Raw genomic sequence first — 12,937 nt, forward strand, 5'->3', positions numbered from 1 at the left:
CGCGGCCAGGTCCGTTGCGGCAACCCGCGGCAGCGGGGGATCACCGTCCCAGCGGACGCGGACCGCGGGTTCACAGGACGCAGGCGATGAGCACCTCCCGCCCGGACTCCCCGGGCGGGACGGGCCGCATCACGCACCAGATCAGGCTGCTTTGCCGCGGGCGATGGAGAGGTTCATGCCGGTGAAGTCGAGGGTGATGTCGTAGGGCTTGAAGAAGCAGTGGGCGAAGTGGCCGATCGCGTCGAAGCCCGGGCCGTAGGGCCAGGGAACGTCGACCGGCAGGTTCGGGTCCGACTCGCAGTAGATGTCGTTGGCGGCGGCGTAGTCCGGTCGACCCATACCGGGTGCCGCGGCCCCCCGGGATCAAGGTGTCCAGCCCGTTCCTCGGGAGGGGCGGGCGGGCCGTCCGGTCATCTCGACCACCGCCGCGGACCAGGTGAACCCCGAGCCGACCCCCGCGAGCAGGCAGGTCTGCCCGGGCTCGAGCCGTCCGCTGCCGATGAGGTGGTCCAGCCCGGCGATCTGGTCGCCCGCGCCCAGATGCCCGGTCCGACCGCCGAACGAACGCGTGGTGCGGTCGGGGTCGATGCCGAACGGGTCGTAGAAGTGCGCCTTCAGCCGGCTGCGTCCCATGTTCGGCAGGACGAACCAGTCGATGTCGGAGAGCGCGACCCCGGCCTCGGCCGTCGCCGCCTCGAACGCCAGGCGCTGCCCCTCCTCGATCCGCCGCACCAGCGCCTCCAGGCCGAGCTCGCGGGCGAGGACCGCGCCGTGCCTGGCCAGGTCGATCGGCGTCCGCGCGCCCAGCGGAGCGGAGGAGAACGCGTCCTCGCCGCGTCCGGCCGTCTCCAGGCCGGGGTCGGAGACCGTCGACAGCGACCGCAGCAGGGCATGGCCGCCCGACGACGAGAGCAGGACGGCCGTCCCGCCGTCCCCGCAGACCGTGCCCGGGTCGGTGCGCCACCGGTCGTATCCGGGCGGGCAGAACCGGTCGGCCGTGGTGATGAGGACGGACGCCGGAGCGGCGGAGGACCGCAGGTGGGCCGACGCCGTCTGCAGCGCGGCCATCCCCCCGTTGGACAGCTGCCGGATCTCCATCGCCGGGCACCGGTTGCCGAGCGCGAAGCGCTGGACATAGGACGCCGGCGCCCACATGTCGTGGCCCTGATGGTAGGTGCAGGCGTGCAGGACCAGCGTGACGTCGGACGGCGGGCACCCCGCCTGGTCGAGGGCGGAACGGGCCGCCATCACCGCCATGTCCGGGGGTGACTCCTTCGTCGCGACGCAGACGGAGACCGCGCCCGTGTTCCAGACGCGCCGCCGCTCGCACAGGCCCGCGCGCTCCGCCTCGTCCACGGTCATGGGGTCCGGCAACCAGGTTCCGGTGCCCGCTATGTAGAGATCCTTCACGCTCGCAGTCTCCGCGCGTCCGTCGGAAGGCTGCTCAAGCCCCGGACGAGCCGACGCGGGCGAGCCGGTGCGGGCGAGCGGGCGCGGGCGAGCGGGCGCGGGCGAGCCGGTGCGGGCGAGTCCGGTTCAGCCGTTCCTCAAGTCGCGCCGACTAGACCTCGAACCGGCAGAGTCGGAACGACGAGCGAGGGACGATGATGGCGAAGGTCGCGCTTCTCTTCCCCGGCCAGGGGGCCCAGTACCCCCGGATGGCGGCCGGGCTCTACGGGCACTCCGCGCCCTTCACAGCGACCATGGACCGGGCCTTCGCCGCGCTCGGGCCGGGGGGCGACGGGCTGCGCGGCGAATGGCTGTCCGGCGCGCCCGCCGAGCTGTTCGACGACGTCACGCGCGCCCAGCCGCTGCTGTACGCGGTGGACTGCGCGCTGGGCGAGGTCGTGCTGGACTGGGGCGTCGAGCCGGTCGCGCTGCTCGGACACAGCGTCGGCGAGATGGCGGCCGCGACGCTGGCCGGAGTGTTCGGCCTGGATGAGGGCATGCGGCTGATGCGCGACCGGACGGAGCACTACGCGAGGACGGAGCCGGGCGGGATGCTGGCGGTCGCGGCGTCCGCCGCGGACCTCGCGCCGCACCTGGTCGGGCGGGTGACCGTCGCCGCGGTCAACGCGCCGAGGCAGACGCTGGTCGCCGGCCCGCGCGCGGAGCTGGACGAGGTCGCGCGGACGCTGCGGGACAAGGGCTTCACCTGCAGGGACGTGCGGGCCCGCCAGGGCTTCCACAGCCCGGTGGTGGACGGCGCGGTGGAGAGCTCGGCCGCCGCCTGGCGGTCGGTGGACCTGCGCCGGCCGCGACGCACCGTCTACTCGTCCCAGCTCGGGGCGGAACTTTCGCCGGAGCACGCCGTCGACCCGCTGTTCTGGGCGCGCCAGCCCGCCGCGACCGTGTGGTTCTGGCAGGCGCTGCGCTCGATGCTCGACGAGGACGGCCTGGTGCTGCTGGAGGCCGGTCCGGGGCAGGGCCTGAGTTCCATCGCGCGCAGGCATCCGTCGGTGCGGTCGGGCCGGAACCGGGTGGTGCCGCTGTCGCCGCCGCGTCCCGGTCCACCGGAGGCGGACCGCGAGGCGGTGCGGCGGGCGGCCGACCGGATCGGCCCGCCGCGGTGACGGGCCCCGCGACCGATGTCGCCGTCATCGGCATGTCCTGCCGCTTCCCGGCGGCCCCGGACCCGGGCGCGTTCTGGCGGCTGCTGTCCGGCGGCCGGGACGCCGTCGCCGAGCCGCCCGCCGAACGCGGCCTCGGCGGTCCGCCCGGCGGCTTCCTGCCCGACGTCGCGGGCTTCGACGCCGCGTTCTTCGGGATCTCCCCGCGTGAGGCCGCACTGATGGACCCGCAGCAGCGGCTGATGCTGGAACTCGGCTGGGAGGCCGTCGAGGACGCGCGGATCGCGGCCGACCGGCTCGCGGGCAGCCGGACCGGCGTCTTCGTGGGGGCGATGGCGACCGACTACGCGGAGATCGTCCGCGCGCATGATCCGGGCGGCGGCAGTCCGCACGCGCTCACCGGCCTCAGCCGCGCCGTCATCGCCGACCGCCTCGCCGGCTTCCTGGACCTGCGCGGCCCCAGCCTCACCGTCGACACCGGGCAGTCCTCGTCGCTGGTCGCCGTCCACACGGCGGTGCGGAGCCTGCTGCACGGGGAGTGCGAGCTCGCCGTCGCGGCCGGGGTCCACCTGCACCTGTCGGCCGGCTCGGCGGCGGACGAGGCGGCGTTCGGCGCGCTGTCCCCGGACGGGCGGTGCTTCACCTTCGACGCGCGCGCCAACGGCTACGCGCGCGGGGAGGGCGGCGGCGCGGTCGTCCTGAAGCCGCTCGCGCGCGCCCTCGCCGACCGCGACCGGGTGTACGCGGTGATCGTCGCCGCCGAGGCCGGGCGCGGCTCGGGCGGGACGCTGACCGCGCCGAGCCGGGACGCCCAGCAGGACGTCCTGCGCCGCGCCTACGCCCGCCTCGACCCGTCCCGCGTGGACTACGTCGAGCTGCACGGGACGGCGACCCGCGCCGGGGACCCGGTGGAGGCCGCGGCGCTGGGCGCGGTCCTGGGCGAGGGCCGGCCGCCCGGCCGCCCGCTGCTGGTCGGCTCGGTGAAGACGAACCTGGGCCACCTCGGCGGCGCGGCGGGCATCGCGGGTCTCCTCAAGACCTGCCTGAGCCTCGCCCACCGGAGCATCCCGCCGAGCCTGAACTTCGAGCGCCCGAACCCCGCCATCCCGCTGGACGACCTGGGCCTGCGCGTCGTGCGCGAACCGCGGACCTGGCCGCACTCGGACGTCCCGCTCGCGGGCGTGTCCGCGTTCGGGATGGGCGGGTCGAACTGCCACCTGGTGCTGACCGCGGGACCGTCCCGCCCGGTCGAGGCGGCGCCGCCCGCCGCCACCGTCCCCTGGCTGATCTCCGCCGCCACTCCCGCCGCGCTCCGCGATCAGGCGGCCCGCCTGGCCGCCTCGGTGACCACCGGGAGACCGGCCCCGGCGGACGTGGCGCACTCGCTGCTCACCACCAGGAAGCCGTTCGCCCACCGCGCCGCCGTGATCGGCGAGCGGACCGGGGAGCTGGCCGCCGCGCTCCGCGCGATCGCCGATGGACGGGACGGAGCGCCGGGGGCCGTGCGGGGGCGGGCGGGGACAGGCGGGCTCGCGCTGCTGTTCCCCGGGCAGGGCGTGCAGCGGCCCGGGATGGGACGGGCGCTGTACGAGGCCTTCCCCGCGTTCGCGGAGGCGTTCGACGAGGTGTGCGCGCGAGCAGACCGGGTGCTCGGGCGGTCGTTGCGCGACGTCATGTGGGAGGGGGACGCCGGGCTGGTGAACCAGACGCGGCACGCGCAGCCCGCGCTGTTCGCCGTGGAGGTCGCGACCCACCGGCTGCTGGAGTCCTGCGGCGTCCGCCCGGACCTGGTGGCGGGCCACTCGGTGGGAGAGATCGCCGCCGCCCATGCCGCCGGTGTCCTGTCGCTGCCCGACGCGGTGGAGTTCGTCGTGGCGCGCGGCGCGCTGATGCAGGCGCTCCCGCCGGGCGGCGGCATGCTGGCGCTGGAGGCGACCGAGGCGGAGGTCCGCCCGCTGCTGCGGGACGGCCCGGTGGACCTCGCCGCCGTGAACGGCCCGGCGTCGGTGGTGGTGTCCGGGGAGGACGCGGAGCTCGCCCGGATCGGCGCGTGGTTCCGTGCCCGGGGGCGGCGCGTCCGGCCGCTGGAGGTGAGCCACGCCTTCCACTCGCCGCTGATGGACCCGGTGATCCCCCGGCTGCGCGCGGCCGCCGGGCGGCTGGCCTTCCGGCCCGCCGGAGACGTCGCGCTGGTCGGCGGCATGGACGGGTCGTCCGACTACTGGGCGAGGCACGCCCGCGACACCGTCAGGTTCGCCGACTCGGTGACGGCGTTGCACGCGGCCGGGGCGCGGATCTTCGCCGAGTGCGGGCCGGGCGCCACGCTGGTCCGGCTGGCCGCGCAGAACGTTCCGGGCCGGGGCTCGGCCTTCCTCGCCGGGGCGGACGACGAGCGCGAACTCGTCACCCTGCTGGCCGCGCTGCACGCGCACGGCCGCGAACCCGACTGGCGGGGCGTGCTGGGCACGGGGCGCGCGGTCGATCTCCCGACCTATCCGTTCCAGCGCCGCCGCCACTGGGTGGACACCCTGCACCGGGACGAGGAACCCGAGCCGTTGGGTGAGGAAGCCGAGCCGTTGGGGGAGGACGCCGCCCGGCTGGTCGCCCGGCACACCGCCGCCGTGCTCGGCCACCGCGAGGACGCGCCGGTGGACGGGGCCGTCCCGTTCAACGAGCAGGGCATGGACTCGCGCATGTCGCTGGAACTGCGGGACCGGCTGTCCGCGGCGACCGGCCTGGACCTGCCCGCGACGCTGCTGTTCGACCATCCGACCCCGGACGCCCTCACCGCCCACCTGGAGTCGGCGCTGACGACCGCCCCGCGTCCGGTGCCCGGACGGGGGACCGCGACACCGCCCGAAGCGGGGGATCCGGTCGCGATCGTGGCCATGGGGTGCCGGTATCCCGGTGGCGTGCGGTCGCCCGCGGACCTGTGGCGGCTGGTGGACACCGGGACCGACGCGGTGTCGGCCTTCCCGGCGGACCGGGGCTGGGACCTCGGGGACGGCGGGGCCGTGCCGGGCGGCGGCGGCTTCCTGCACGACGCGGACCGGTTCGACCCCGCCTTCTTCGGCATCAGCCCCCGCGAGGCCCTGGCGATGGACCCGCAGCAGCGGGTCGTCCTGGAGGTCGTCTGGGAGGCGTTCGAACGCCACGGCCTGGACCCGGCAACGCTGCGCGGCCGGGACGTCGGCGTCTACCTCGGCGCGACCCACCAGGACTACGGCCCCCGCATGCACACGCGCGCGGCCGAAGGCGGGCACCTGCTGACCGGGAGCTCGCCGAGCGTGGTCTCCGGCCGGGTCTCGTACGTGTTCGGCTTCACCGGGCCCGCCCTCACGGTGGACACCGCGTGCTCGTCCTCGCTGGTGGCGGTGCACCTCGCCGTCCGGGCGCTGCGCGCCGGCGAGTGCGAGCTGGCGGTGGCGGGCGGCGTCGCCGTGATGGCGACGCCCGGCATGTTCCTGGAGTTCTCCCGCCAGCACGGCCTGGCCCCGGACGGCCGGTGCAAGGCGTTCTCGGCGGACGCCGACGGCACCGGCTGGGCCGAGGGCGCCGGGGTGCTCGTCCTGGAGCGCCTGTCGGACGCCCGCCGCGAGGGGCACCGCGTGCTGGCGCTCGTCGCCGGCAGCGCGACCAACCAGGACGGCACGAGCAACGGCCTCACCGCGCCGAGCGGCCGGGCGCAGGAGGCCGTCATCGCGCGGGCGCTCGCCGACGCGGGACTCGCAGCCCGGGACATCGACGCGGTCGAGGCGCACGGCACCGGCACGGTCCTCGGCGACCCCATCGAGGCGAACGCCGTCCGCGCGGCCTACGGCGCCGGGCGCCCGGCCGGAAGCCCGCTCCGCCTCGGCTCCCTCAAGTCCAACATCGGCCATGCGCAGGCCGCGGCGGGCGTGGGCGGCGTGATCAAGATGGTCGAGGCCCTGCGCGCGGAGCGGCTGCCCCGCACCCTCCACGTCCGCGAACCGTCCCCGCACGTGGACTGGTCGGACGGCGCCGTCGCCCTGCTCACCGACCCGGTCCCGTGGCCGCGCGGCCCCCGCCCCCGGCGCGCCGCCGTGTCGTCCTTCGGCATCAGCGGGACCAATGCCCACCTCATCCTCCAGGAGGACGAGCCGGAGGACGAGCCTGAGGCGCCCCCGCGCCGACCGGTCGCGGACGGGCCGGTGCCGTGGGTGCTGTCGGCGCCGGACCGCGCGGGGCTGCGGCGGGTGGCGCGCGAGCTGCGCGACTTCGTCCGGGACGAGCCCGACGCGGACGTCGCGTTCACGCTGGCGGGACGGCCCGCGCACGGCTGCCGGGCGGTGCTGCTGGGGGACCCCCGCGACGGGCTGGCCAGGCTGGCGGACGGGACGGGCGGCCCCGGCGTGGTCGAGGGGCGGGTCGTGCGCGGTGGGACGGTGTTCGTGTTCCCCGGCCAGGGGGCGCAGTGGCCGGGGATGGCCGGTGACCTCGTGCGGAGCTGCCCCGCCTTCCGCGAGGAGCTGGCGGCGTGCGACGCGGCGCTGGCGCGGTGGGCCGACTGGTCGCTGACGGACGTGGTCACGGCGGCCCCCGGCGCGGCGTCGCCGGGGCGCGTGGACGTCGTCCAGCCCGCGCTGTTCGCCGTCATGGCCTCGCTGGCCGCCGCCTGGCGGGCGCTCGGCGTGCGGCCGGACGCCGTGGTGGGGCATTCGCAGGGCGAGATCGCGGCGGCGTACGTCGCGGGGGCGCTGTCGCTGGACGACGCCATGCGGGTCGTGGTCCGGCGGAGCCGGGCGCTGGTCCGGGTCGCCGGGACGGGCGGGATGGCCTCGGTGCCGCTGCCCGCCGAGCGGGTCGGGCCGATGCTCGCGGCCTGGCGGGGGCGGCTGGAGGTCGCGGCCGTCAACGGGCCCGCGTCCACGACCGTGGCGGGGCCGCCGGCGGCGCTGGACGAGCTGGCGGCCGAGTGCGCCGCGAGCGGGATCGAGGTGCGGCGGATCGACGTGGACTACGCCTCGCACACCGCCGGCATGGAGCCGCTGCGCGGCGAACTGCTCGAGGTGCTGGACGGGATCGAGCCCCGCGCCGGGCACGTGCCGCTGTACTCGACCCTCACGGGCGGTCCCTTCGACACCCGGCGGATGGGCCCGGAGCACTGGTACGCCACGCTGCGCGGAACCGTCCGGTTCCAGGACGCGACGCGGGCCCTGGTCGAGGCGGGCCACGCGGTCTTCGTGGAGGTCGGCCCGCATCCGGTGCTGACGTCTTCAGTGCAGGCGACCGCCGACGGGTCGGTGGTCGCGACCGGCACGCTGCGGCGGGGCCGCGGCGGCCTCGACCAGCTCCTCGCGTCGGCCGCCGCGCTGCACGTGGCGGGCCGGCCGGTGGACTGGCGGGCGGTGATCGGGACCGGCGAGCACATCGACCTGCCGACCTACCCGTTCGCCCGCGAGCGGTACTGGCTCGCGCCCTCGGCGCCCGAGGCGGTGTCCGAGGCGGACACCGAGGCGGACACCGAGGCGGACGCCGAAGCGGCGCCCGAGCCGGACGCCGAGGCGGCGGAGGCCGGGCGGGACGCGCGGGTCCCGGACCTGGCCGCGCTGCCCAGGGCCGAGCTGGACGGGGTGCTGCTCGACCTGGTGCGTAGGAACGCGGCGTTCGTCCTCGGCCGGTCCGATCCCGAGGAGTTGCCGCCGGACCTGGAGTTCCGGGAGCTGGGGTTCGACTCCCTCAGCGGCATGGACCTGCGGAACCGGCTGAGCGCGGTGACCGGGCTGGCTCTGCCCGCCGCGCTCCTGGCCGAGGCCCCGACGCCGTCCGACCTCGTCGGACGGCTGCGCGACGAGCTCGGCGGCATCGCCTCCAGCGGGTCTCCAACGGTCGTTTAGAGCCTCCCCGCATCGTGGAACGCGGGGACGTCCGGCACGAGAGAGGGGCAGGGAAGATGGCACGGTTCACGGTGGCCGACCTGGTCCGCGCGCTGCGCGCGGCGGCGGGCGAGGACGACGCGATCGACCTGGACGGGGACATCCTCGACCTGGAGTTCGAAGAGCTCGGCTACGACTCGCTGGCGCTGATGGAGACCGCGGCCGCGGTCGAGCGGGAGTTCGGCGTCGAGCTGTCGGAGGACGACATGGCCGACGTGCTGACCCCGCGCGCGTTCGTCGACCTCGTCAACGTCCGGATGGCCGCTGCGGCGCGCTGACCGCCGGATCGCGCAGAACCCATGTGGGACGTCAACGCGTCGAGCCAGCGGGGCGGTGACCCGGCGGCACCTCGGCCGCATCAGCGGCCTCACGACCACCGACAAGAGGATGGTGCGCCAGTGAGCACCGTCGACGAACGGTCCGCCGCCCAGCCGGCGGCGGACATGCGCGGGCGCGCCGCCGGGCTGGCGGAGCGGAAGCACGGGGCCCGCGAGGGGCCGTCCGCGCGGGCGACCGAGGCGCAGCGGTCGCGCGGCAAGCTGACCGTGCGCGAGCGCCTGGACCTGCTCTTCGACCCCGGCACCTTCACCGAGATCGAGGCGCTGCGCAGGCACCGGGCCCGGGGCTTCGGGATCGAGGGGCGGCGGCCGTCCACCGACGGGGTGGTCACCGGCTGGGGGCGGGTGCACGGCCGCCGGGTGTTCGCCTACGCGCACGACTTCCGGATCTTCGGGGGATCGCTGGGCGAGGCGCACGCCGAGAAGATCCACAAGGTGATGGATCTGGCGGAGGCCGCGGGCGCGCCCTGCGTCGGGCTCTGCGACGGCGCGGGCGCGCGGATCCAGGAGGGCGTGACCGCGCTCGCCGGATACGGCGGGATCTTCCAGCGCAACGTCCGGGCGTCCGGCGTCATCCCGCAGATCAGCGTGATGCTCGGGCCGTGCGCGGGCGGCGCGGCCTACTCACCCGCGCTCACCGACTTCGTGTTCATGGTGCGCGACATCGCGCAGCTGTTCGTCACCGGGCCCGACGTGGTCCGCGCGGTGACCGGCGAGGTCATCACGCACGACGCGCTCGGCGGGGCCGCCGTGCACGCGAGCTCGTCCGGGGTGGCGTCCTTCGTCCACGACGACGAGGAGACCTGCCTGGAGGAGGTCCGCTACCTGCTGTCGATGCTGCCGGGCAACAACCGGGAGACGGCCCCGGTGGCGGACGGCGACGACCCCGCGGACCGGCGGACGCCCGCGCTGCTGGACCTGGTGCCCGCCGAGCCCGGCCGCTCCTACGACGTCCGCGCGGTGCTCGAGGAGGTCGTCGACCACGGCGACTACCTGGAGGTGCACGAGCACTGGGCGCCGAACGTGGTGTGCGCGCTCGCCCGGCTCGACGGGCACGTGACCGGCGTCGTGGCGAACCAGCCGCTCCGGCTCGCGGGCGCGCTGGACATCGAGGCGTCCGAGAAGGCCGCCCGGTTCGTGCAGTGGTGCGACGCTTTCAACGTCCCGCTGGTGACGCTGGTGGACGTGCCGGGGTTCCTGCCGGGCGTCGAGCAGGAGCACCAGGGGATCATCCGGCACGGGGCCAAGCTGCTGTACGCGTACTGCAACGCGACCGTCCCGCGCGTCCAGCTCATCCTGCGCAAGGCCTACGGTGGCGCCTACATCGTCATGGACTCCCGCTCGGTCGGCGCGGACATCTCGCTCGCCTGGCCGACCAACGAGATCGCGGTGATGGGCGCGGAGGCCGCCGTGGACGTCGTGCACCGGCGCGAGATCGCGGCGTCCGCCGACCCGGAGGCGGTCCGCGAGCTGCGCGTCGCCGAGTACCGCGAGGAGCTGATGCACCCCTACTACGCGGCCGAACGCGGCCTGGTGGACGACGTGATCGACCCCGCCGAGACCAGGGCGGCGCTGATCGAGGCGCTGGCGATGCTGCGCCACAAGCACCGTCCGCTGCCCATGCGCAAGCACGGGAACCAGCCGCAGTGAGGGTCGTGCGCGGCCGTCCGACGCCGGAGGAACTCGCGGCGGTCATCGTCGTGCTGCGCGCGGTCGCAGTGCGCCCCACCGAACCGCCGGACCCGCGGACGGACCCGCGGACGGACCCGCGGACGGGTCCGCGGATCCGGCGGGGGCGGGGGGACTGGGAGGGCGACGGGTACCTCGCCCCGGGGTCCTGGCCCGCCCGGTGACGCGGCGTCAGTAGTTGCCGAGGCCACCGCAGACGTTGATCGCCTGGGCGGTGATCGGCGCGGCCAGGTCGGACACCAGGTAGCAGACGAGCCCCGCGACCTCCTCCGGGCTGGTGTACCGGCCGAGCGGGATCTTGGCGTTGAACTGGTCGAGCACCTCGTCCGGCGTGACGCCCCAGATGTCGGCGTAGCCCGCGCGGACCCGCTCGGCCATCGGCGTCTCGACGTAGCCGGGGCAGACGGCGTTGACGGTGACGCCCGTCTTGGCCAGCTCCAGCCCCAGCGCCTTGGTGAACCCGACGACGCCGTGCTTGGACGCCGAGTACGGCGCGCCGAGCACCACGCCCTGCTTGCCGCCGGTCGAGGCGATGTTGATGATCCGGCCGGCCGGGCGGTCGGCCATGCCGCCCGCCGTCAGCACCTCGCGGGTGACCCGGAAGACGCTGTTGAGGTTGGTCTCCACGACGTCGTCCCAGGTCGCGTCGTCGATCTGGGCGGTGACGCCGCCGCCGCTGCGCCCGGCGTTGTTGACCAGCACGTCGACCGGGCCGTAGCGGGCGACGGCGGCGGCGACGAACCGCCGGATGTCGGGCAGCGACCGCACGTCGCACGGCGTCCCGTCGACCTCCAGGCCCTCGGCGCGCAGCTTCTCCACGGTGGCGGTGAGCGTGCCGGCGTCGCGCGCGCAGACGAAGACGCGCATGCCCTGCTCGGCGAGGGCCCGCGCGACCGCCAGCCCGATGCCCGCCGTCGCGCCGGTGACCAGCGCGGTCCGGTTCCCGGCCATGTCAGTCCTCCCGTCCGTCCAGGTCGTCCCGCCGCACCCGGCGATGCCGGACGAGCAGGTCCGCGCCGTCGCGGACCAGCACGTCGTCGCAGGTGGTGCTCATGTGCAGCCCGGCCGGGCCGCCGCGCGGGGTGGAGATGATGAGCGCGTAGGTCCGCGCGAGCAGCGTGCCGTCGGGCCGCTCGCCGACCTCGAGCATGCCGAGCCAGTGCCGCCGCCTGATGCCGTCCGCCGCCAGCTTCTCGGCCGCCGCGCGCGACGCCGACTCGATCGCCTCCCGGCCGCGCACCGGCTCCGGCAGGCCGTCGGCGTCGAACACCCCGCCGGGTTCGAAGGTGGCCGCCCACTCGGCGGTCCTGCCCTCGTCGAGCAGCCGCAGCTGCCGGGCGTAGAAGTGCTGGATCTGCTGGTACACCGGGACCTCCGGATCGCCTCGGTTCGGCTGGAACCCCAGCGTCGCCCCGCCCGCTCGAGCGTTCCTCGGCCCGGCGTCGAGCCCGGCCGACGACGCTGAGGGCCGAAGCCGCACGCGCGAGGAAGGGCGACAGCCATGCACCGCACCCGGAACGAGATCGACATCGACGCCCCGGCCGGCGTCGTCTTCGGTGTCATCGCCGATCCGGTCCGCTGGCCCCGTTTCTTCGCGCCGACCGTGCACGTCGAGCGCACCGGGCTGGGCGAGGGCCGGGAGCGGATCCGGATCTGGGCCACGGGCAACGGCGAGGTGCGCACCTGGACCTCGCTCCGGACCGTCGATCCCGTCCGCCGCACCGTGGAGTTCCACCAGGAGGTGTCCGCGCCGCCCGTCCGGTCGATGAGCGGGCTCTGGACGGTCCGCGACCGCGACGGCGGCGGCGTGCGCCTGGTGCTGGAGCACGAGTTCGAGGCCGTGGACGGCGAGCCTGCGGGCGTCGCGTGGATCAGGAGCGCCACCGACGGCAACAGCCGTCAGGAGCTCGGCAACCTCAAGCGGATCGCCGAGAGCTGGGACCGCCTCGACGACCTGCTGTTCTCCTTCGAGGACGAGATCCGGATCGACGCCGCGCCGGACACCGTCTACGCCTTCCTGCACGACGCGGGCAGGTGGGAGGAGCGCCTTCCGCACGTCGCCCGGATGGACTTCGAGGAGACGCCGGACGGTGTCCAGAGGCTCGCGATGCGCACCAGGGGCAAGGACGGCTCGACGCATCTCACCGAGTCGGTCCGGGTGTGCTTCCCGGGCGAGCGGATCGTCTACAAGCAGCTCGTCACCCCGAAGCTGATCGCGGGGCACACCGGCGAGTGGGTGCTGGAGAAGTCCGGCGGCGGCGTCCTGGTGCGGTCCAGGCACACGGTGTCGCTGGACGAGGACATGATCGGCGCCGTCCCCGGCACGGGCGACACGCCCGCCTCGGCGCGGGAGGCCGTCCGGGCGGCGATCGGCGGCAACAGCCGGGCTACGCTCGCGCTCGCCAAGGAGTTCGCCGAGAACGCCGACAACGGCTAGAACGCC

At 75.6% G+C, this 12,937-nt stretch carries 10 protein-coding genes; 6 read left to right on the top strand and 4 right to left on the bottom strand.

Annotation, left to right across the window (positions count from 1 at the left end):
* Positions 1-141: 141 nt before the first annotated feature.
* On the bottom strand, positions 142-339 hold the full coding sequence (locus tag ACFPCY_RS22710; RefSeq protein ID WP_378258211.1) for a hypothetical protein: 198 nt from the start codon (positions 337-339) through the stop codon (positions 142-144).
* 24 nt (positions 340-363) lie between these two features.
* Positions 364-1,410, bottom strand: coding sequence for a ketoacyl-ACP synthase III family protein (locus ACFPCY_RS22715; RefSeq protein ID WP_378258213.1), 1,047 nt, complete (start codon positions 1,408-1,410; stop codon positions 364-366).
* Between the two features lie 194 nt (positions 1,411-1,604).
* Here ACFPCY_RS22715 and ACFPCY_RS22720 point away from each other — a divergent pair, with 194 nt between their 5' ends.
* From ACFPCY_RS22720 to ACFPCY_RS22740, 5 genes are all read left to right on the top strand, one after another.
* Positions 1,605-2,573, top strand: coding sequence for an acyltransferase domain-containing protein (locus ACFPCY_RS22720; protein ID WP_378258214.1), 969 nt, complete (start codon positions 1,605-1,607; stop codon positions 2,571-2,573).
* Positions 2,570-8,428 carry a type I polyketide synthase gene (locus ACFPCY_RS22725; RefSeq protein ID WP_378258216.1) on the top strand — a complete coding sequence of 1,953 codons (5,859 nt, stop codon included), beginning with the start codon at positions 2,570-2,572 and terminating at the stop codon, positions 8,426-8,428. The genes ACFPCY_RS22720 and ACFPCY_RS22725 overlap by 4 nt, the downstream gene beginning before the upstream one ends.
* 56 nt (positions 8,429-8,484) lie before the next feature.
* Complete coding sequence (locus tag ACFPCY_RS22730) at positions 8,485-8,745, top strand: acyl carrier protein (RefSeq protein ID WP_378258218.1); 261 nt, start codon at positions 8,485-8,487, stop codon at positions 8,743-8,745.
* A gap of 165 nt (positions 8,746-8,910) precedes the next feature.
* Positions 8,911-10,455 carry an acyl-CoA carboxylase subunit beta gene (locus tag ACFPCY_RS22735; protein WP_378258448.1) on the top strand — a complete coding sequence of 515 codons (1,545 nt, stop codon included), beginning with the start codon at positions 8,911-8,913 and terminating at the stop codon, positions 10,453-10,455.
* A 50-nt stretch (positions 10,456-10,505) separates the two neighbouring features.
* On the top strand, positions 10,506-10,658 hold the full coding sequence (locus ACFPCY_RS22740; RefSeq protein WP_378258450.1) for a hypothetical protein: 153 nt from the start codon (positions 10,506-10,508) through the stop codon (positions 10,656-10,658).
* A gap of 7 nt (positions 10,659-10,665) precedes the next feature.
* Here ACFPCY_RS22740 and ACFPCY_RS22745 read toward each other — a convergent pair whose 3' ends face one another.
* Positions 10,666-11,445: an SDR family NAD(P)-dependent oxidoreductase gene (locus ACFPCY_RS22745; RefSeq protein ID WP_378258220.1), complete on the bottom strand. Its 780-nt coding sequence runs from the start codon at positions 11,443-11,445 to the stop codon at positions 10,666-10,668.
* A gap of 1 nt (position 11,446) precedes the next feature.
* Positions 11,447-11,860, bottom strand: coding sequence for a nuclear transport factor 2 family protein (locus ACFPCY_RS22750; protein ID WP_378258222.1), 414 nt, complete (start codon positions 11,858-11,860; stop codon positions 11,447-11,449).
* 135 nt (positions 11,861-11,995) lie between these two features.
* On the opposite strand from ACFPCY_RS22750, the gene ACFPCY_RS22755 reads away from it, so the two are divergent.
* Positions 11,996-12,931 carry an aromatase/cyclase gene (locus tag ACFPCY_RS22755; protein ID WP_378258223.1) on the top strand — a complete coding sequence of 312 codons (936 nt, stop codon included), beginning with the start codon at positions 11,996-11,998 and terminating at the stop codon, positions 12,929-12,931.
* Positions 12,932-12,937 lie beyond the last annotated feature (6 nt).

The organism is Actinomadura gamaensis, assembly GCF_042652125.1.
In the GTDB taxonomy this organism is placed as follows: Bacteria; Actinomycetota; Actinomycetes; order Streptosporangiales; family Streptosporangiaceae; genus Spirillospora; species Spirillospora gamaensis.

Excerpts from the sequence above, each read along its gene's own strand:
- ACFPCY_RS22710 (WP_378258211.1), bottom strand. The coding sequence starts at position 339 with ATGGGTCGACCGGACTACGCCGCCGCCAACGACATCTACTGCGAGTCG.
- ACFPCY_RS22720 (WP_378258214.1), top strand. The coding sequence starts at position 1,605 with ATGATGGCGAAGGTCGCGCTTCTCTTCCCCGGCCAGGGGGCCCAGTAC.
- ACFPCY_RS22730 (WP_378258218.1), top strand. The coding sequence starts at position 8,485 with ATGGCACGGTTCACGGTGGCCGACCTGGTCCGCGCGCTGCGCGCGGCG.
- ACFPCY_RS22735 (WP_378258448.1), top strand. The coding sequence starts at position 8,911 with ATGCGCGGGCGCGCCGCCGGGCTGGCGGAGCGGAAGCACGGGGCCCGC.
- ACFPCY_RS22745 (WP_378258220.1), bottom strand. The coding sequence starts at position 11,445 with ATGGCCGGGAACCGGACCGCGCTGGTCACCGGCGCGACGGCGGGCATC.
- ACFPCY_RS22755 (WP_378258223.1), top strand. The coding sequence starts at position 11,996 with ATGCACCGCACCCGGAACGAGATCGACATCGACGCCCCGGCCGGCGTC.